19 protein-coding genes are annotated in these 19625 nt (G+C 38.0%); 8 read left to right on the forward strand and 11 right to left on the reverse strand.

Going from position 1 to position 19625, the window contains the following annotated elements:
* The first annotated feature begins 32 nt into the window (after window positions 1–32).
* The gene (locus tag IGK86_RS08510) at window positions 33–431 is read left to right on the forward strand and encodes a hypothetical protein (RefSeq protein ID WP_002382283.1); all 399 of its coding nucleotides are present in this window, start codon (window positions 33–35) and stop codon (window positions 429–431) included.
* Window positions 432–491: 60 nt separating this feature from the next.
* On the opposite strand, the gene IGK86_RS08515 is transcribed toward IGK86_RS08510, so the two are convergent.
* From IGK86_RS08515 to IGK86_RS08535, 5 genes are all read right to left on the reverse strand, one after another.
* Window positions 492–830: a zinc ribbon domain-containing protein YjdM gene (locus IGK86_RS08515; RefSeq protein WP_002357741.1), complete on the reverse strand. Its 339-nt coding sequence runs from the start codon at window positions 828–830 to the stop codon at window positions 492–494.
* A 113-nt stretch (window positions 831–943) separates the two neighbouring features.
* Window positions 944–1897, reverse strand: a complete 954-nt coding sequence (locus tag IGK86_RS08520) for a DHH family phosphoesterase (RefSeq protein ID WP_002357742.1) — start codon at window positions 1895–1897, stop codon at window positions 944–946.
* Between the two features lie 13 nt (window positions 1898–1910).
* Entirely contained in the window at window positions 1911–3230 is a 1320-nt protein-coding gene (locus IGK86_RS08525; RefSeq protein WP_002357743.1) for a DRTGG domain-containing protein, read from the reverse strand.
* Window positions 3231–3239: 9 nt separating this feature from the next.
* On the reverse strand, window positions 3240–3914 hold the full coding sequence (locus IGK86_RS08530; protein ID WP_002361745.1) for a metal-dependent hydrolase: 675 nt from the start codon (window positions 3912–3914) through the stop codon (window positions 3240–3242).
* 204 nt (window positions 3915–4118) lie between these two features.
* Window positions 4119–5552 (reverse strand): MFS transporter, encoded by a 1434-nt coding sequence (locus tag IGK86_RS08535; RefSeq protein WP_002366610.1) that lies wholly within the window; start codon window positions 5550–5552, stop codon window positions 4119–4121.
* A gap of 191 nt (window positions 5553–5743) precedes the next feature.
* Between IGK86_RS08535 and IGK86_RS08540 the strand changes: the two genes are divergently transcribed.
* The 5 genes from IGK86_RS08540 to IGK86_RS08560 all read left to right on the forward strand — a co-directional run bounded on the left by IGK86_RS08540 (window position 5744) and on the right by IGK86_RS08560 (window position 10480).
* On the forward strand, window positions 5744–6094 hold the full coding sequence (locus IGK86_RS08540) for a helix-turn-helix domain-containing protein (RefSeq protein WP_002357747.1): 351 nt from the start codon (window positions 5744–5746) through the stop codon (window positions 6092–6094).
* Window positions 6095–6429: 335 nt separating this feature from the next.
* Complete coding sequence (locus IGK86_RS08545; RefSeq protein WP_016617281.1) at window positions 6430–7551, forward strand: baeRF6 domain-containing protein; 1122 nt, start codon at window positions 6430–6432, stop codon at window positions 7549–7551.
* 297 nt (window positions 7552–7848) lie between these two features.
* Complete coding sequence (locus tag IGK86_RS08550; protein ID WP_002357750.1) at window positions 7849–8049, forward strand: cold-shock protein; 201 nt, start codon at window positions 7849–7851, stop codon at window positions 8047–8049.
* A gap of 156 nt (window positions 8050–8205) precedes the next feature.
* Window positions 8206–9411, forward strand: coding sequence for a YdcF family protein (locus IGK86_RS08555; protein WP_002382277.1), 1206 nt, complete (start codon window positions 8206–8208; stop codon window positions 9409–9411).
* A gap of 16 nt (window positions 9412–9427) precedes the next feature.
* Window positions 9428–10480, forward strand: coding sequence for an AI-2E family transporter (locus IGK86_RS08560; RefSeq protein WP_002357754.1), 1053 nt, complete (start codon window positions 9428–9430; stop codon window positions 10478–10480).
* A gap of 18 nt (window positions 10481–10498) precedes the next feature.
* Here the strand turns inward: IGK86_RS08560 and IGK86_RS08565 are convergent, their stop codons facing one another.
* A complete protein-coding gene (locus IGK86_RS08565) occupies window positions 10499–12910 on the reverse strand; it encodes a hydroxymethylglutaryl-CoA reductase, degradative (protein WP_438742309.1) in 2412 nt (803 codons plus the stop codon).
* Between the two features lie 185 nt (window positions 12911–13095).
* On the opposite strand from IGK86_RS08565, the gene IGK86_RS08570 reads away from it, so the two are divergent.
* Window positions 13096–14247, forward strand: coding sequence for a hydroxymethylglutaryl-CoA synthase (locus IGK86_RS08570; protein WP_002366606.1), 1152 nt, complete (start codon window positions 13096–13098; stop codon window positions 14245–14247).
* Window positions 14248–14319: 72 nt separating this feature from the next.
* Here IGK86_RS08570 and IGK86_RS08575 read toward each other — a convergent pair whose 3' ends face one another.
* From IGK86_RS08575 to IGK86_RS08595, 5 genes are all read right to left on the reverse strand, one after another.
* Window positions 14320–15102, reverse strand: a complete 783-nt coding sequence (locus tag IGK86_RS08575; protein WP_002385941.1) for a hypothetical protein — start codon at window positions 15100–15102, stop codon at window positions 14320–14322.
* Between the two features lie 123 nt (window positions 15103–15225).
* On the reverse strand, window positions 15226–15828 hold the full coding sequence (gene dhaL, locus IGK86_RS08580; protein WP_002360441.1) for a dihydroxyacetone kinase subunit DhaL: 603 nt from the start codon (window positions 15826–15828) through the stop codon (window positions 15226–15228).
* 12 nt (window positions 15829–15840) lie between these two features.
* Window positions 15841–16824 (reverse strand): dihydroxyacetone kinase subunit DhaK, encoded by a 984-nt coding sequence (gene dhaK, locus IGK86_RS08585; protein WP_104877080.1) that lies wholly within the window; start codon window positions 16822–16824, stop codon window positions 15841–15843.
* Window positions 16825–17223 carry a dihydroxyacetone kinase phosphoryl donor subunit DhaM gene (gene dhaM / locus IGK86_RS08590; RefSeq protein ID WP_002357762.1) on the reverse strand — a complete coding sequence of 133 codons (399 nt, stop codon included), beginning with the start codon at window positions 17221–17223 and terminating at the stop codon, window positions 16825–16827.
* Between the two features lie 12 nt (window positions 17224–17235).
* Window positions 17236–18375, reverse strand: a complete 1140-nt coding sequence (locus tag IGK86_RS08595) for a glycerol dehydrogenase (RefSeq protein WP_002363858.1) — start codon at window positions 18373–18375, stop codon at window positions 17236–17238.
* 160 nt (window positions 18376–18535) lie between these two features.
* Between IGK86_RS08595 and IGK86_RS08600 the strand changes: the two genes are divergently transcribed.
* A complete protein-coding gene (locus IGK86_RS08600) occupies window positions 18536–19522 on the forward strand; it encodes a PocR ligand-binding domain-containing protein (RefSeq protein ID WP_002382271.1) in 987 nt (328 codons plus the stop codon).
* Window positions 19523–19625: the final 103 nt, after the last annotated feature.

The following is a 19625-nucleotide window of genomic DNA, read 5'->3' on the forward strand; positions in this document are numbered from 1 at the left end:
TTTCAAGTATGAATGCCTCAATAACACTATACTTGTTTCTAAAAAAATGTACCAACAATAAATTTTATTTTGCAAATCCTCTCCTTTGCAGTATCATTAAGAAAAAGGAGGACGTTCTCATGTTACAGCCATATTTTGCGTTTGGAGTGCCGCTATTTTTACTTGTGCTCTACTTACTCTTTGCACTGATTCACCGTCAAACAACGATTCATTATTTACGGTTTATTTTGTTACTTATTTCAACATTTCTCATGGTTTTTAGTTTCCAAGTATTGCAAGAATCATGGACCATCAACCCTGAAACGTTAAAAGATGCCGCTTATTCTCCGCAATGGTTATGGATTCCTTTAGGTATCGGGTTAATCCTCACACTTTACAACGCTTGGCACGGCCTTCGTACAATGATAAAATACAAGACCGATAAACATTAGTAAGAGTCTAGGACGATGGTTGTGTCCTAGACTCTTACTGTCTCATCATTCAAATGAAATTTAATTTTTCTTAACAAACTCTGATTTTAACTTCATTGGACCAAAGCCATCTACCTTACAATCGATGTTATGATCACCTTCCACTAAACGAATGTTTTTCACTTTTGTGCCTTGTTTAATTGCGCCACTGGCACCTTTAACTTTCAAATCTTTGATTACAGTAACACTGTCACCATCCGCTAAAAGATTGCCATTTGAGTCCTTGACTACTAAGCCTTCTTCTGCAACTTCTTCTGTTGGTGACCATTCATGACCGCATTCTGGACAAATAAATAATCCGCGATCTTCATAGGCATATGCCGACCCACATTCAGGGCAGTTTGGTAATTGCTCTGTCATTAACGTTCTCCTTTGTAAAAAATAATTCTTTTTCATTTTACCTTATTTTCTAGTGAATGAAAAGTAGTCCTAATGATTTATCAACGTCCGATAACTACTTTCTAATTACTTATTTATTTTTGAGCCCACTCTTGGCAAGCTGCTTGGATTTCTTGGTAAATCACTTCAATTTCAGCTGCATCACGGGCATTAGCGCCACTTGCCAAAGGATGGCCGCCGCCATGATGTTTTTTAGCAATTGTATTAATGATTGGTCCTTTGGAACGTAACCGAACGCGATAATAACCTTCCGGCTGTTCAACAAAGATTGCCCATGAGAGAACATCTTCAATTTTTCCTGGCATTGAAACAATGGCTGCCGTTTCAGAATCGACAATATCATAACTGTTTAAAATACTTTGTGGTAAAACGACACGAGCAGCGCCATTTGCGTCGATTTCTAAATTTTGATAAATATAACCCGCTAATTTAGCAACCTTTAAAGGCATTTGGTCTAACTCACGATTTAAGTCTGCGGCATTAAAGTTAAACGTACGCAATTGCGCAGCGACAGCGAGTGTATGCGCCGAAGTGGAAGGATAAAGAAAACGTCCTGTATCCCCCACAATCCCAGCATACAATAAACGAGCTGCATTATCTGTCATCGTTAATTCTGCTAAATGCTGTTGCCAAAAATCAACAATAATTTCACTACAACTACTTGCATTTGTATTCACCCAAACTAAATCTCCATAAGGTTCATCATTCGGATGATGATCGATTTTAATTAATTGATCGCCTAAAGAAAAACGCGCATCACTAATTCTTGGAGCATTTGCAGTATCTGTTACAATGACTAATGCACCTCGATAGACATCGTCAGTAATAACGTCCATTTCAGCTAAAAACTCTAAGCCTTCCACTGGTCCGCCTACTTGATAAATATTTTTTTCAGGAAAGCTCGCTCTTAAGAGTTCTGCTAACCCAACCTGTGAGCCAATTGCATCTGGGTCGGGCCTTTGATGTCTATGAATAATAATTGTTTCATATTGTTTAATTGCTGCCATAATTTCTTTTACTACGTCCATTCTTTGTAGCCTCCTACGTTCTCTCCATCACTTGGCAAACAACAATTGCTTTTGCCACAATGACATTTTCTAAATAAACTTCAATATCTAATTTTGCAGAGCGACGACCAATTTCTAAAATCCGTGGACGAATGTCCAATTCACTTTCCAACTGGATTAGCCGCAAATAATGTAGATTCACTTGTTCAATTAGTACATTTCTTTTTTGATTCATCAACATTGTTCGTTGTGTCACGTTAGAAATAATTTCACTTAGGACACCGAACGAGATGGTACCAACACTGTTAACCATTTGGGGCGCAACCGAAAAACGAAAACGGGTTGTTTCTTTGCCATTTTCTTCAACAGGCATCACTTCCCCGGAAATTTGATCTGAAATTGTATCTGCAATTTGTGGTTGTCGTTGCACCAATTGCATAGCTTTCATCACATCTTGGCGAGAAACAATCCCAACAAGCGCTAAATCATCTTCCACCACCGGCATGACTTCTAGACCATCCCAAATCATTTGATGACTGACACTCGCTACACTCATCATCTTTTTCACAACATTGGGATCCTTTGTCATGACTTTATCCACGGTTAAATGTTCACTTTTACCAATGACATCTTTGGCTGTGACAATCCCCACTAAACGTAATTTCTTATTTACTACTGGGAAACGAGAATGATGGGTACTTTCAGATAATGCCTGATAATCTGCAATCGTCTGAGTTGTCAATAAATAATTGGTTTTTTCAAGCGCTGTATAAATATCACTGACGAGTAAAATGTCTTTTTTAATCAGCTGATCACTTAAAGCACGGTTAATCATAGTAGCCACAGTAAATGTATCATATGTGGTTCTCAAGACAGGCATACCCAGACGATCTGCTAACTGCGCAATCTCTTCAGATGTTTCAAATCCACCTGTAATTAAAACGGCTGCCCCATTTTCTAAAGCAAGCTTTTGCACACCTTGGCGGTTACCAACAATCATTAAGGAGCCTGGAGTAATATATCGCGTCATCGCGGTTTCTGTCATCGCACCAATTACAAATTTATTAAGGACTTTGTCTAGACCAGAGCTACCGCCTAACACATCCCCTTCAATAATCCGGACCACTTCACCAAATGTTAATTTTTCAATATGTTTTTTTAACTTCCGCTCAATTCGTATCGTACCAACACGTTGAATGGTGGAAACAAGCCCAATATTTTCTGCATCTTTGATGGCCCGATACGCTGTTCCTTCACTAACACTTAAACTTTTGGCAATGCTTCGAACAGAGATTCGATCGCCAATTGGTAATTCTTCAATATGTTTTAAAATTTGATCATGTTTCGTCGCCATAATTTCCTCCTAAACTAGGATCGTCTCTCCTGGGTTTAATACTTTCCCGCCAACTACTTGCTCTACGAATATTGCTGGATTTTGTTGGATAACAGGAAAGGTATTGTAATGAATTGGAATGGTTATTTCGGGATTTAAGTAAGAGACTGCTTCTAGCGCATCCTCTGGTCCCATCGTGTAATTATCGCCAATTGGTAAGAACGCTACATCAATGGATTTGTCTTTTGCAAAAAGGCGCATATCTGAAAACAACGCCGTATCACCAGCGTGATAAATTTTTTTATCTTCTGCTTCTAAAATAATCCCACTTGCTTCGCCCATGTAGGTCATTACGCCGTCTATTTCATAACCGGAACTATGCAAAGCTGGCACAAATTTAACCGAACCAAAAGGAAAGACATAACGCCCACCTAGATTCATTCCATGCGCTTTTACCCCTTGCGACTGTGCATACGTAGCCACTTCAGCTATCGCAATAATTGTTGCCTTGTTGGCTTGAGCAATTGCTAGCATATCGCCAATATGATCGCTGTGTCCGTGAGTGATTAAGATGTAATCAGGGTGTAAATCTTCAAGTGAAACGTCCGCTAAAGGGTTGCCATTAATAAAAGGATCAAATAAAAGGTTCGTGCCGTCGTTTAGACGAATTTCAATACATGAATGTCCATGTCCTATCAGTTCCATTTGTATTCCTCCTACGGTATTTTCTACACACTCTTATGATAATTAATCGTCAAATTCATTCTTAAAAGTAGTACAGTTTAGTACAGTTTACTTTCTTTATTGTAACAGAGAATTAGAAATATACAATCGCATTTGCTTATTTTCTTAGCTAGTAAAGAAACAGACGAGAAAAATCATGAATCTTTCTCGTCTGCTTCTTTTTACTTATTTGGTTGTTTTCCGAAAACGTAAAATCGTTAATATAAAGGCCGCCACACATAATAGAAAGGCGACAAAAAAGGTTTCACGCATTCCCACAATAAATATATCTGGGCGATTAGCCAGATACGTGGTTACTCGTTCACCATAGGCTTCGCTCATACCACGATATAAAATGGTCGTTGACAATGCAATCCCAATGACCATCCCTAAGTTTCTAGCAAAAGAATTCATACTTCCTGCTACACCTAAATCTTGCTTTTCAACACTGCTCATAACCATTGTATTGTTTGGAGACTGGAAAAGTGCATTTCCCAAGCCCATAATGGCCGTTGCAATCACATAATACCAGATGGGCGAGTTCATATCTAAAAACATATACATTAACGACGTACAGCACAAGAGCAACAATCCGCCAAACGTTAAAATAGCTGGGCCAATTTTATCCGTCAAATAGCCACTCAGAGGAGCCCCAACCACCATTAATAACGGAAATACCATCATTAATAGACCAGCATAACTAGCACTTAGTTTGCGTGCATCCTGCAAATAAAATGGAATGACAACATTTACAAAAAAGTTTGAGGCAAAAATTAAAACGGCGGACAATAAACTTAATGTAAAAATTTTGTTTTTAAAAATTGCGAACTTAATAAGTGGGCTTTTTCTTTTTCGTTCAACCATTATAAATAATCCTAATGCGATTACTGCAATAATGAACAATAAATAGGATTGTAACGAGCCAAACCCGCTCTCTTGTCCGAGGAAAATCCCGCCGAAGAACGTCATAATCGCAATGGCAATACAAGCAAATCCTGAAAAATCGATTTTTTCTTTTGTTTTTGTAATATCTTTTGGTAGAAACTTTTCGCCAATTAAAATTGTAACTAGCCCCACAGGAACATTAATCCAAAAAATATACGACCAAGAAAAGTTTGATAAGATCAATCCACCAATCCCAGGACCAGCAATCGCGCCTAAAGAGACAAAGGCACCTACTGCACCAAGCGCCCGCCCTCTTTCATTTAAAGGGAATACTTCCGTAATAATTCCTGAATTGGTCGCCATGGTCATGCTAGCACCAATACTTTGAACGACTCGCGCAAATAATAGAAAGCTCAGCGATTGATTAAAGCCACAAAGTAACGAACCAATCGTAAAAATAACCGTGCCAATTCGATAAACTTTTATTTTTCCAAAACTGTCGCCAATTTTTCCAAATAATAATAAACAAGCACAGACAACCATTAAATAAATAGATACGACCCATTCCGCTTGATTCATGGGTACGGACATTTCTTTTGAAATAGTCGGTAAAGCAATATTTACAATGCTGGAATCTAATGTAGACATGAAGGTAAACATAGCCACAGAAACTAAGATCCACCAACGATTTTTCTGCACTTCAGAATCCTCTTGGTAACTTTTAATTTTCTCCATTGATTCATCCCCTCTCGCTCCAAAACAGTTTACTTACTAATAATAACTCTATTTCTTCTTTTTTTCATCGGAAATTTTCTAAAAAATCACTCATGAGATGTTCACCTTCTTATTACACGCTCGCAATTGACAACCATTCGCTTTTACGCTAATTTAAAATTAGCAAACGGAAAACACAAGGAGGACTTGAAATGACCTTAATTTCTCGCATTAAACAACTAGCTCAGTCAAAGCAATTAACCCTCGCCCAATTAGAAAGAAACGTCGGCATTTCCAATGGACAAATTCGTCGTTGGGATACCTCTTCGCCTAAAGTAGAGAATCTTTTAAAAATAGCAGACTATTTTTCTGTTTCCTTGGACTATTTAATGGGCCGCACCCAACAAACAGAGATCAATCATCAGGCACCTATGACAAGCACACAAAAAGAGTTACATATTCACATTACTACGGAAGAGTTAACAGAAGAAGAAATTACTCAGTTAGAGGAAGAAGCAAATCGTTTCTTGCGGTTCCGTAAATTTGAAATGACAAATTCTTAAAGAGCGTTCACTTCTCCTAGTCAATTAATAGCAAAAACTAGAACCTAAATAAAAAAACCACCACGACCGTCGTCTGTGGTGGAAATGAAGGTTGTTATTTACTCTTGGTAGGAGTAAGTATGAAAAAACCAATTCGGGATAATTGGCATAACGTAAGTATAGTGGTTTGTGCCTTTTTTATCATGAGTTTCAGCTATATTTTTTATAAAACTTTTATTAGAACACCATTAACAGTCCTTTATTTAGATTCTTTAAAGCGTTTTCTTTTATTGAACATATTGTTTTAAACATTCGATTTCCTGTGCTACACTTACTTTTAGAAGGGGGATTTTATTATGGCAAATCAAAAAAAAGATAGCTTATCAACATTATTTTCTGAAGAAGTTCATGGACCGTTTGTTACTTTCTTGTTTAACACCCATGTCGCTCATCAAAACGTAGAAAAAGATTCGCTTGTTTTGAAAAATTTTGCAAAAGCGGCAAAAACACGCTTTGAAAAAAAATTTCCTGAGGAAAAATGGGCTGTTTTCCAAGAAAAAATTGACGCACTTCTAGCTGATGCTTTCTTCTGGCGCAACGGCACAGCAAGTGTTTCAATCATCTTATCTCCAGAGAACACCTTTGTTCAACGATTAGATGTGCCCATTGACGATCAATATTACGTGGACACGATTCCTTATTTACTTGGACTAGTCAAAGACAAACAATTTAACTACCATTATTACCTACTTGCTCTAAATCGTGATTCAATGAAACTTTACAAGGTTGATCATACGACTGTGACTCCTGTTGAATTGCCTAAAGACGCGCCAACAGACGTGGTCACAGCTTTAGGTGATGAATTAACGGGTGGTAATTTAAACTTTTCAACTCAAGGTAGTTCTAACGGTTCTAAAGAAGGTGTCGCTTATCATAGCATCAATACTAAAGATAAAGAAGTTGAAATTGATTGGGTGAACTACTATCAAGCAGTCGATACTTTCTTAAAAGATCAACTGGATAATCCTGAAAAATTACCGCTTTATCTTTATGCTTTACCAGAAAACCAAACACTCTTTAAAAAGATTGCTAAAAACCCTTATTATGATTGCTCAATTTCAGTTGCTGCTTCACCTGCACAAGCAACCATTCAAGATATCCGCAGCGCTAGTGAAAAAATAGCTGCAGAGTTAACAGAAAAAGAAACAGCTTCTTATAACAAATTACTAGATCGTAAATTCTTAGATCAATTTACAGATATTTCGCCAGCGGCAGCTGACGGCAAAATTTCCCATCTTTTTATTGCAACGTCACTCTTTGTTACTGAAAACAATGAAATGTCATCTGAAGAGTACGATCGCCGCAAACTTTTAAACACCATTGCTTACCAAGTTATTCAAAATGGCGGTCAAGTTTTTGTTTTAGACCAAAAAGCTGCACCAGATGAAAAATCTTTAGCGGCTATCCTCCGTTATTAAAAACAGGCAAAAAGCCCATTGTAAGAAAGCGCCTTACAATGGGCTTTTTTTCTGAGTCTTATTGAAACAGCACTATAACAGCCTTATCTTCACTTTCTAGTTTTTAAAAAACATCCGATAAAAAAGAAAATAAGGTTATCGCTATACAAAAACCAGTTAGTATGCTATAGTAATAGATGTAGTTTTTGTTCGGTAATATGGGTAGCTGTTTCAAATAAACATCTTCCACATTTTTCACCTTTCAAGTAATTGCAAAATATGAATGTGTTATAACACACATCTAGGAGGATATTTATTATGGAAACAGGTACAGTAAAATGGTTTAACTCAGACAAAGGCTTTGGCTTCATCACTGCAGAAAACGGAAACGATGTATTCGTACATTTCTCAGCTATCCAAGGTGACGGCTTCAAAACTTTAGAAGAAGGTCAAGCAGTAACTTTCGAAATCGAAGAAGGTCAACGTGGCCCTCAAGCAACTAACGTTACTAAAGCTTAATTAAACAATACTGACTCAAAAACCTGACGTTAATCGTCAGGTTTTTTTTTATAAAAAAAAGAACAAGAAAACTTTCTGAAACTAAGTGCTTCCTCTATTTTTTTTGAAGAGTTTTCGTTATACTGAAGAGGAAAAATGTTTTAAAGGAGTTTATTTATGCAATTTTATGGTGATTTAACCTTTTTAGGTGTTTATTTATTGGGTCTCTTTTTCATTCCCTCGTGGCGGAAAAAGAAAAAAGAACACGATTGGTTGCCGTGGATGTTTGGCTGGACCGTCTTTATGTTCTTCTCATATGTTTTATATTTAGAAATCATTCGTGGCACAGCCTTCTTTTTAATTCCCATTGCTTTTTTTGGCTTGTTTGCGCTCTTCTACTTCAAAGAAAAAAGGCGTTTACTGAATGGAACATTATTTAATATTTTTCTTGTGGTTCTAGCGACTTATTTAGGGATTACTGCGATTCGTACAAACAACTACTTTCTAATCACCTTAGCAATTATTGCCCTGCTGGCGATTTTTATCGCTTTGGCTTTAGGACTCTATGCCTTAATTATTTTCCTCTATTGGAATGCGGTCGTTGTTATGAGAAAAGAAGGTCGGTCTCTAGGGAACTTGTTGACGTTGTTGCTGGCAATTGGCTTAACATTACTATTAATTTATAATTTCTTTTTTCAATCGTTGTTACCAACGTGGCTCTCCTTACCATTAACTATTGCGCCATTTATTTTGACTTATTTCGCGTTTGTTTTTTATAATTTTTTAACTGTTTCTACGTTGTATCAATTTAATCAGCCAAAATATACACAGGATTATATTGTTGTGTTAGGTTCGGGGTTAATCAATGGTGAGATTGTGCCGCCATTATTGCAAGCCCGCATCAACAAAGCCATTCAATTTTACAAGGCTCAAAATCGCGCAACGTTAAATCCGCCAAAAATCGTCATGTCTGGTGGCCAAGGCCCCGATGAATTACTTCCTGAAAGTGTCGCGATGAAAATGTATGCTTTAACACAAGGTATTCCTGATGATGATATTTTAGTAGAAGCTCATTCAAAAAACACCCTGGAAAATATGCGTTTTTCCAAAGAAACAATGATTGAGGATTTTGGAAATGCTAATTTCCAAGCCATTTTTACTACAAACAATTATCACCTTTTCCGAGCGGGTCTTTTCGCTCGAATGGCTGGCTTAAAAGCTGATGGCATTGGTGCAAAAACCGCTTTTTATTTTTTACCTAACGCGTTTATTCGAGAGTTCATCGCCATTGTAGTGATGTACAAACGTCGCCATATTATTGTTTGCGGCCTAGCTGCCATCGGTATGGTTATGTTATTCTTAACAGGATTGATTATTCAGTAAAGAAGGAGTTTCCCCTATGAGTTTGTATCAAAAATTTATTCAAAATGAACGTTTGCGACGTTTTTGCGTCCTTGCTTTGATTATTTTTGTGCTTTATTTATCCAGAAGCATGATTACAACAATTCTTTTAACATTTATCTTTACCTATTTAGCTGTTCGTTTGGTCCATTTTGTTCAACGCTATATGAAAATCCCGACGATTGTCATCGTTCTCTTAACCTATGCATTGGTTGTTTTTCTAATCTATTTAGCGATTACTAAATATGTTCCCGTTCTAGTTAACCAAACGACTCAAATGATTAATTCTGTAGTTGATTTTTATCAAAGTCCACATACAGATACAAATCAAGTATTGCAATTTATTGATCAATACTTGGAAAAATCTAACTTACTCTCTCAACTCCAGAATGGTGCTTCAATGATTTTACGCTACATTCAAGATATTGGTGCTGTCGGTTTATCATTTGTCATGTCCTTTATTTTAAGTTTCTTCTTTATGATTGAGAAGAAGCAAATGGCTGATTTTTCTAAGTTATTTTTAAAAAGTGATTTTGATTGGTTTTTTCAGGATATCTATTATTTCGCCAACAAGTTCGTTAACACATTTGGTGTCGTAATGGAAGCTCAGTTTTTCATTGCTGTGGTGAATACAGTCATTACTACCTTGGCCTTGGCGATAATCGGCTTTACTCAGTTACCTAGTTTAGCCATTATGATCTTCATTTTGAGCTTAGTCCCAGTTGCTGGTGTGATTATTTCCTGCATTCCGCTAAGTTTCATCGCTTATTCCCAAGGTGGCTTGAACGATGTGATTTATATCTTAGCTTTAATTACAATCGTCCATTTATTTGAATCTTACGTGCTAAATCCTAAATTCATGTCTAGTAAAACAGAGTTACCAATCTTTTATACGTTTGTCATTTTATTAGTTAGTGAGCGTCTCTTTGGTGTATGGGGACTTATTGTAGGAATCCCTGTGTTCACTTTCTTCTTAGATGTCTTAAAAGTAAAACCAATTCGTGGCCTGAAACGGCTACCTAATGTGAAAAAAAATAGTTCAGCAGAATAATTTCTGCTGAACTATTTTTTATTGTTTTCTTAAATCATTTAAAATAGCCAAGGCTCGGTCTTGGTTCATCGTTTTTTGACGTTTTAATTGTTGAGCGACTGCCTCAACTTCTTTACCAGTAGCTCCGACCGTCATCGCCAAAGAACGTGCTTGTAGAGCCATGTGTCCTTTTTGAATTCCTTCAGAGACTAAGGCCCTTAACGCCGCTAAATTTTGTGCCAAACCAACAGCCGCTACTACTCGACTTAGTTCTTTTGCATCCGTCACTGCTAACAAATCAGCGGCTGCTTGAGATTTAGGTAAGACTTTTGTGGCACCGCCAACCGTGGCTAACGCAAGCGGAACTGAAATTTCACCAATTAGTTGTTCGCCATCCAGCGTCCAACTAGTCAAGCCTTGGTAGCGACCTTCTTTCACCGCAAAAGCATGACAAGAAGCGCTAACAGCGCGTGTATCATTTCCTGTAGCTAAAACTACAGCTTCAATGCCATTCATGATTCCTTTGTTATGCGTGACTGCCCGATAAGGATCTAATGAAGCATAGCGTGAAGCTAAAACAATTTTTTCAGCAATTTCCCGGCCATTGCTCCCCTTACTTAAACGTGAAACTGGAATAGCCGTTTTCATCATAACAACCGACTCCGTTGCGTAATTGCTTAAAATACTGAATAGAATCTTTTGCTCCGCAAACCATTCACGGAACAACTCGGCCACACCTTCCAACATAGCGTTAACGATATTTGCCCCCATTGCATCCTTAACATCTACTAAAAAGTCGACAGATACAAACGATTCATCAAAAGCACGATATTGCAAATCTCTTAAGCCGCCGCCCCGTTTAACGATAGATGGATAACTTAACTCTGCTTGTTGAAAAATTTCCGCTTCTCTTACTTGTAGTTTATCAATCAATGACTCGGGGTCTGCAACATCGTAAAAAACGATTTGTCCACGCATTAAGCGTTGTTGACTCACTGTTTTAAATCCTTGTGCTATTTTTGCACCATTACTCAAAGCCGCAATCACTGAGGGCTCTTCTGTCGCCATTGGTACCAAATAATCAGTTTCGTCCACTTTTAAATGTAAGCCAATGCCCATCGGCACTTCTGTTTCACTGATTTGATTTTCAATCATATGATTGGCAATCTGCAAAGATAAAGCCGTATTTTCAAATTCTTTTTTTGTATCAGCAGAAATCTGGCCTTCATTAAGAAGAGAAGCCAGGCGTTCCTCAGGACTCATTTGATAAAATCGGCTGTTTTTTTTTTGCTGAGGTCTCTCTAGTAGCATAGCGAGTCCTAAGCCACCGCCGATACATAAAGAAGCCACTCCATATTTCTTTTCTTTTTGATTTAATTGATAACTTAAACTCGTTAATAAACGAGCACCTGTGGCACCAATTGCATGACCTAATGAAATACCGCCACCATAAATGTTGACCTTTTCCTCTGGTAAAGCCAGTTCTCTTTGGACCACGATTGAAGTTGCTGCAAATGCTTCGTTGATTTCATACAGATCAATTTCTTCCGTAGTAAGTTGATTGCGCGCTAACAGTTTTTGAATGGCTTTAATCGGCGAAATTCCCATATAGGCTGGATCAATACCGACTTCCACACTGTCTCGAATAATAGCTAAATAAGGAAGACCGTGTGCTTCGGCATATTCTTGTGAAGCAATAATCAAAGCAGAAGCCCCATCATTAATGGTTGATGCATTCCCTGCTGTCACAGTACCGTCTTCTTTAAAAACTGTTTTAAGCGTTCCTAGCTTCTCAACGCTCGAATTAGGGCGAATCCCTTCATCTTTCTCCACAAGCGTTCCTGATACTTCTAAGGGGGCTATTTCGTCAGCGAATATCCCTTCTGCTTGTGCTTGAGCTGCTTTTAATTGTGAATGTACAGAAAATTGATCTTGCTCTTCTCTAGTTACATGATACTTTTCGGCCACATTTTCAGCAGTTAAGCCCATTGCCTGACCACTAAAGGCATCCGTTAACCCATCATACATCATACTAGAAAAAGGCGCATCGTAGCTTTCTGTTTCGTAATTAAATCGTTGTAATTTAGGTGCTTGGGACATATTCTCAATCCCGCCAGCAATTAAAACTTCCGCTTCTCCTAATTGAATCAATTGTTTCGCCAAAATAACGGCCTTCATTCCTGATCCGCAGACCTCATTAACTGTCATTGCGGGAATTTCATGAGACAAACCGCTGTTTATTGCTATTTGTCGTGCGGGATTTTGGCCATTTCCAGCCTGTAAAACATTTCCAAAGATTACTTGATCAATTTCTTCAGAAATAGTGGAATGTCTTTTTAAAAGTTGTGTTGTAACATGTGTTCCTAAGTCTACGGCACTTACTTGACTTAAGCTGCCTTTATATTTTCCAATTGGTGTTCGTAATGCATCAATAATAACTACTGTTTTCAACTAAATGCACCTCCATCTTGAAATATATCATAAAATCCCAGAATCACAAGTGCCAATTACTGAATGTTAACAGACTTATAAGATATTTTTTAATAATCTATGAAGTTAATACAAAAATTCCCCATTTTGGTTCATTTCGTGCTATTTTATATAATGAATCTATTTATCGTAAAGGAGTTAAAGAAATGACAATTGGGATTGATAAAATTAGTTTTTTTGTGCCCCCTTATTATATTGATATGACGGCACTGGCTGAAGCCAGAAATGTAGACCCTGGAAAATTTCATATTGGTATTGGGCAAGACCAAATGGCGGTGAACCCAATCAGCCAAGATATTGTGACATTTGCAGCCAATGCCGCAGAAGCGATCTTGACCAAAGAAGATAAAGAGGCCATTGATATGGTGATTGTCGGGACTGAGTCCAGTATCGATGAGTCAAAAGCGGCCGCAGTTGTCTTACATCGTTTAATGGGGATTCAACCTTTCGCTCGCTCTTTCGAAATCAAGGAAGCTTGTTACGGAGCAACAGCAGGCTTACAGTTAGCTAAGAATCACGTAGCCTTACATCCAGATAAAAAAGTTTTGGTTGTAGCAGCAGATATTGCAAAATATGGCTTAAATTCTGGCGGTGAGCCTACACAAGGAGCTGGGGCGGTTGCAATGTTAGTTTCTAGTGAACCGCGCATCTTGGCTTTAAAAGAGGATAATGTGATGCTGACGCAAGATATCTATGACTTTTGGCGTCCAACAGGCCATCCGTATCCTATGGTCGATGGTCCTTTGTCAAACGAAACCTACATCCAATCTTTTGCCCAAGTCTGGGATGAACATAAAAAAAGAACCGGTCTTGATTTTGCAGATTATGATGCTTTAGCGTTCCATATTCCTTACACAAAAATGGGCAAAAAAGCCTTATTAGCAAAAATTTCCGACCAAACTGAAGCAGAACAGGAACGAATTTTAGCCCGTTATGAAGAAAGCATCGTCTATAGTCGTCGCGTAGGAAACTTGTATACGGGTTCACTTTATCTGGGACTCATTTCCCTTTTAGAAAATGCAACGACTTTAACCGCAGGCAATCAAATTGGGTTATTCAGTTATGGTTCTGGTGCTGTCGCTGAATTTTTCACTGGTGAATTAGTAGCTGGCTATCAAAATCATTTACAAAAAGAAACTCATTTAGCACTGCTGGATAATCGGACAGAACTTTCTATCGCTGAATATGAAGCCATGTTTGCAGAAACTTTAGACACAGACATTGATCAAACGTTAGAAGATGAATTAAAATATAGTATTTCTGCTATTAATAATACCGTTCGTTCTTATCGAAACTAAGTATTTAAATCCCCCTATTCAATCAACAAAAGAGCTAGACATTCAAGTTTTTGCTTGAATGTCTAGCTCTTTTTATGAAAGCCAAACTTCTTTGACCCCGTCTGTCACGGCGATACCATCTGTCAAAGCTAAACGTTGTGAATAAGAAACGTAGCCATAATAAACATCAACACCGCCGCCATTGTTCCAAGTAACAGTGATTTTAACATTTGGAGTAATCGATTTTGTAGCTGGTTGGGTCGTCGGGCGATAACTAGTCGTATCATAACTTAAAATAGTGCCCGAAGCTCCACTTATTTCGGCTTTTCCTGTGTAAATTTCGCCATTCGTATTCGTCTGCGTGACCGCTCCATTCGCTTCAATGATTAACCCCGCTTGCTTTTGATCTCCTCGTGGATAATAAAAAAGATACGTGGTTGCCCATTTAGCAAACTCATCTGGAATCGGTTTAAGTGATTCTGTTTGTGCCGGACTCGACTTCGTTTGCTTTTCAACCGCGACTTCTTCTTGTCTTTTTAAGCCTTCATTATTTTGATTATTTAGTTTCTCAACCGTTTCTTTAACGATCGAATAGTGTGGTTTCCCTAAATCGCTAACAGGGATCGTAGCTAATTTTTCTTCTGATTCTTTATATTGCCCCTCTGCCGTTAACTTTTTAGCTTCTGTAATAATGGCATCATACTTGGTTTGGTCTACAGAAGAGGATGTGCTTTGTCCCGTAGCTTCGACTTGTTTTGTGACACTGGTTTTTTCCGTGGTCACGTCTGACGAATTTCCACAAGCACTTACAAACATTGAGCTAACGATTAATAAACATCCCACAATCACATGCTTTTTCATCTTTAAATCCCCCATTGGTCTATCTTTGTTATTTTTTGTTACTTAAATTATCCCATAGATGAACAAAAGAAACCATTATTTATAAAAAAGTTTAGCAAGCGCTTCAAGAGAGGCACTTGCTAAACTTTTTTCTCACTGTTATTGATTGATTACTTTGACTAGTTCTTCAAATAATAATGCACTAGATGCTGCTCCTGGATCAATATGACCAATTGCTCGTTCCCCTAAATAAGAGGCACGTCCTTTTTTCGCCACCCAATCTTTTGTTGCTTCAGCAAATTGTTCAATTTTTTCTTCATTAAATTGTTCCGTTCCAATTACTTCAGCAACAGGTGCCCAGACATCAACCATCGTTTTATCTCCTGGTTCAGCTTTGCCACGCATCTGAATCCCAGCTAGACCTTGCTGAACAATTTCTTTTAATTGCTCTGGCGAACTGATGGTTTCCAAATCTTTTGTCGCTTTAGTCATATTCATAAATGCAGTACCATATAAAGGACCAGAAGCTCCGCCAACTTTTGAAATCAAAGCCATGGATAGAACTTTAAATGTCTCCGTGATTGTTGTTGGTACTTTTTTGTCAAACGCAATTTTGTATTCAGCCATACCACGAGCCATGTTGTTACCGTGATCCCCATCACCAATCGGCGTGTCTAATTCACTTAAATAGTCTTTTTTTTCTTCAATAACTTTTGAATAGTTGTCTAACCATGTTTGAATGTCTTTTACTGTTAATTCCATCTTTTATCACCCTTACCAAGAAATTGTTGTTACATTGCTTTCTAGCGCTGTTTGCCAGTCTTTTGTCGCCAAGTCAATCATCGTTAAAGATAATCCTTGCATGTCAATAGACGTCATATAGTTACCCACTTTATGGAAGGTCACTTGAACACCTTTATCTTCTAATAATGTTAGCACGTCGTTCATAAATACAAATTGTTCCATTAATGGCGTGCCGCCCATGCCATTGACAAGTACCCCCACTGTTTGTGGTTGTTGTTCATAGCTACTTAATGTTTTTCCAACTAATTCTTTCGCTAACTCTTTCGATGGTTGGATTTTTTCACGACGATAGCCTGGTTCTCCGTGAATCCCTACGCCAAATTCAATTTCATCTTCTGGTAAAGTAAAACCTGGTTTGCCAACTTCAGGCACAGTGGCTGCTTTTAAAGCCACTCCAATTGTTTTCGTGGCTGCTACAATCTTTTCTCCTAAAGAAACGAGCTCTTCTAAAGAAGCACCTTGGCGGGCATGGTGTCCTAAAATTTTATGGACAAGAACAGTCCCGGCAACGCCGCGTTTTCCAGCGGTATAGGTGCTATCTTCGACAGCAATATCGTCATCGACAACGACCATTTCTACATGAATGTCTTCCATATCAGCCATATCTTTGGCCATTTCAAAGTTCAAAATATCGCCTGTATAATTTTTTACGATTAACAGAACACCGGCCCCTTGGTCTGCCGCTTGGATCCCTGTTAAAATTTGATCTGGTGTTGGTGAAGTAAAGACATCACCTAAAACTGCGGCATTTAACATTCCATCACCAACAAACCCAGCATGTGCAGGCTCATGACCACTTCCGCCACCAGATACTAACCCAACTTGTTTGTTTGAGTCGTTGCGAGCAATCACGCGAGAATCTTCGACTTGATGAACAAGGTTTCCATAGCTTTTCACAATTCCTTGAAGCATTTCTTCGACAATTTTACCAGGTTCATTAATAATTTTTTTCATTTAGTTCCACCCTTTCTTACCAGCATTTTGAGCTTCTGCTAAAATTTGCGTCAAATCATCTGAGACACCTGCAGTAATTGCTGCCGCAAAGGCACCTTCAACCAATGGTGCATCGACTAAATGATAATGTTTCTGTTGGTCTTCTTCTAGCATATCAAAAGCTAATTCTGAACTTAAAACGGCACTGCCTAAATCGGCAAAAATTAAAAATTCTCGGTCAGAGTCCGCTTCGTTAATCGTGTCAATGATTTTCATTGGATCTGAACCTAATGAACCATCTGATGTGCCACCAAGTGAATGAATCGTAATTTCTTCACTGGCGTTCATCTGTTCAATCATCTCTTTAATACCATCTGTAATCATTTTGCTATGTGAAACGAGTAAAATATCTGCTTTCATGTGGACACTTCCTTAATCTAATTTATGTCTTGTTTTATATTCTTGTCCGACTTTATCTGCAACAATGATTGCATTCGCTACTTCTTCAACGACAATTGGGAATGGCATTGAATGAATTGATTCTTCTGGAATGCAAGCAATTTTGGCTACTTCCAATGCTTCTTCATAAGTGATTTCATCGACACCAATGTCTGAAAGCGTTAATGGTAAACCTACAGAAGCGCTAAAGTCTAAAACAGCTTCTAATTCGTCTTTTGCTGCATCTTCTAATACAAGTTGTGCAATCGTTGCAAAGGCTACTTTTTCACCATGTAAATAACTGTGCGCACCAGGTAAGACTGTCATACCGTTATGAATCGCATGCGCTGCAGCTAAACCGCCACTTTCAAAACCTAAGCCTGAAAGTAAGATATTTGTTTCGATAATCTTATTCAATGATTCAGTAACCACATTTGCATCACAAGCTAATTTCGCTTTTAACCCATCTTCCTGGAGGTTTTCCCAGCAAAGTTTTGCCATGGCCAAAGCTGCATATGTGCCGCTAGCAGCAGGCGTTAAGCCTTCTCTTGAACCCATTGGCAAACTAGCATTAACCCGAGAATATGAATTGTGTGTTGCGCGTGCTTCAAAATATGTGGATAAGGCATCCCCCATTCCAGCAACTAAAAATCTAGTTGGCGCTTTGGCAACCACTTTTGTATCAACCATAACGACGCTTGGACTTTGTTTAAAGTAAGCATAATCATCAAATGAGCCATCTTCATGATATAGTACAGCTGAATGCGAAGTTGGTGCATCTTGAGCCGCAATCGTTGGTACAATAATTAAGTTTTCACCTTCTGCTACGACTTTTGAAGCATCGATTGCTTTACCGCCACCTAAACCAATGATACAGTCTGCTTGTTCTTTTTGTCCAACGTTTTGCAAGCGCTTTGTTTCTTCACGCGTTACTTCTCCACTAAAGCCACCCTCTACGAATGTAATGTCAAACTTTTTCGCTGTTTCTTCCAATTGTGGACGTACACGATCAACGTCAGCAGGATTTGCAATTAGTAACGCTTTTTTTCCAAAAGTTGAAACGAAGTAACCTAAGTTTAGTAATTCATCTTCCCCTTGAACATATTTCGTTGGTAAAATCAATGCTTTTCTCATGTTGATAGCCTCCTATATTTTGTTTACATACATAGTATAAAACGCTTTCATCAAAAAAGCATTGAACTTTTGGTATCGTTTTCTTGCAAAAAATGATAGAATTATTTTGTGAAATAATAAAATATTATGATTTTTAAACTTTAGATTGAAGGATTGCCTTATGACTGTAGAATTAAAAAATATTTTAGATTTAGAAAAGTGGGAAAAATTGCAAGAATCATTGGCCTTAAGCACTCGTTTAGCCATTATTTTAGTCGATTATAAAGGTCGACCTGTGACGAAACATAGTCAAGTTCAACCCTTTTGCCAACTGGTACGTCACTCCCCTGAGCTCTCGAAACTTTGTGAAAAATGTGATGCTCGTGGTGGCTTGGAAGCTGTTCGCACTGGTCAGCCTTTTATCTACCGTTGTCACTTTAACATCGTTGATATGGCCATCCCCATTATTGTTGATGACCAGTATGTAGGAGCCATTATGGCTGGTGAAGTTTTGCTCGAAGATCACCAAGAAGAGTTAGAACAGGTTTTAACCATGAATGATGCCTTCATTCAAGAATTTTTAGTAACACACCAAGAGCTGTATCAACAATACCCTGTTTTAGAACTAGCAGACTTAGAAAAGAGCGCGACATTAATCGCTGATCTAAGCCAATATATTATTTCTGAAGCCATCAAAAAAGATTATTTAATCAATACGTACAAACAATCCTTACAGATTAGTTCGCGAAAAGAAGAGCTGGAGCCATTGAATATGATCCAAAAAGATATTCAACAAACTTTATTAACTGCTCAATTAACTCCTTCAAGTGCCTATCAAACTAAAAATAAGCAATTACAACCGGTTTTAGATGCCCTTTGGGAAAACAAATCGCTGCGTTTAAATTTACAAGAACTGGCAGACCTTGTTCATTTGACACCGACGTATTTAAGTCGTTTATTAAAAGAGGAGTTTGGTATTCCCTTTAGTCAATTTTATCGACAATTAAAAATCACATGGGCTAAACAGCTTCTTTTGGAGACAGATAAAACAATTGCCCAAATCAGTGAAGATTTAGGGTTTGTTGAAGATAGCTATTTTGTCCGGATCTTTAAACAAGAAACGGGTGAAACACCCCTTAAATACCGTAAAAGAAAGAACAGAGCATAAAAAAACAACGACTCCTAGAAGTCGTTGTTTTTTTACACCTTTTGCTCTTGCTGTGGCTAATGCAACAAGTGCAAAAGGCGCATTATATCTGTCGTGCGACAAA

The organism is Enterococcus sp. DIV1206 (genome assembly GCF_051712485.1).
Classification (GTDB): domain Bacteria; phylum Bacillota; class Bacilli; order Lactobacillales; family Enterococcaceae; genus Enterococcus; species Enterococcus faecalis.

Bases quoted from the DNA above. Each gene is read 5' to 3' on its own strand.
- IGK86_RS08595 (WP_002363858.1), bottom strand. From the start codon at position 18,375: ATGAGAAAAGCATTGATTTTACCAACGAAATATGTTCAAGGGGAAGAT.
- IGK86_RS08575 (WP_002385941.1), bottom strand. From the start codon at position 15,102: ATGGGGGATTTAAAGATGAAAAAGCATGTGATTGTGGGATGTTTATTA.
- IGK86_RS08560 (WP_002357754.1), top strand. From the start codon at position 9,428: ATGAGTTTGTATCAAAAATTTATTCAAAATGAACGTTTGCGACGTTTT.
- dhaM (WP_002357762.1), bottom strand. From the start codon at position 17,223: ATGAAAGCAGATATTTTACTCGTTTCACATAGCAAAATGATTACAGAT.
- IGK86_RS08535 (WP_002366610.1), bottom strand. From the start codon at position 5,552: ATGGAGAAAATTAAAAGTTACCAAGAGGATTCTGAAGTGCAGAAAAAT.
- IGK86_RS08600 (WP_002382271.1), top strand. From the start codon at position 18,536: ATGACTGTAGAATTAAAAAATATTTTAGATTTAGAAAAGTGGGAAAAA.
- IGK86_RS08525 (WP_002357743.1), bottom strand. From the start codon at position 3,230: ATGGCGACGAAACATGATCAAATTTTAAAACATATTGAAGAATTACCA.
- dhaK (WP_104877080.1), bottom strand. From the start codon at position 16,824: ATGAAAAAAATTATTAATGAACCTGGTAAAATTGTCGAAGAAATGCTT.
- IGK86_RS08570 (WP_002366606.1), top strand. From the start codon at position 13,096: ATGACAATTGGGATTGATAAAATTAGTTTTTTTGTGCCCCCTTATTAT.
- IGK86_RS08520 (WP_002357742.1), bottom strand. From the start codon at position 1,897: ATGGACGTAGTAAAAGAAATTATGGCAGCAATTAAACAATATGAAACA.
- IGK86_RS08515 (WP_002357741.1), bottom strand. From the start codon at position 830: ATGACAGAGCAATTACCAAACTGCCCTGAATGTGGGTCGGCATATGCC.
- IGK86_RS08540 (WP_002357747.1), top strand. From the start codon at position 5,744: ATGACCTTAATTTCTCGCATTAAACAACTAGCTCAGTCAAAGCAATTA.
- IGK86_RS08555 (WP_002382277.1), top strand. From the start codon at position 8,206: ATGCAATTTTATGGTGATTTAACCTTTTTAGGTGTTTATTTATTGGGT.
- IGK86_RS08550 (WP_002357750.1), top strand. From the start codon at position 7,849: ATGGAAACAGGTACAGTAAAATGGTTTAACTCAGACAAAGGCTTTGGC.
- dhaL (WP_002360441.1), bottom strand. From the start codon at position 15,828: ATGGAATTAACAGTAAAAGACATTCAAACATGGTTAGACAACTATTCA.
- IGK86_RS08545 (WP_016617281.1), top strand. From the start codon at position 6,430: ATGGCAAATCAAAAAAAAGATAGCTTATCAACATTATTTTCTGAAGAA.
- IGK86_RS08530 (WP_002361745.1), bottom strand. From the start codon at position 3,914: ATGGAACTGATAGGACATGGACATTCATGTATTGAAATTCGTCTAAAC.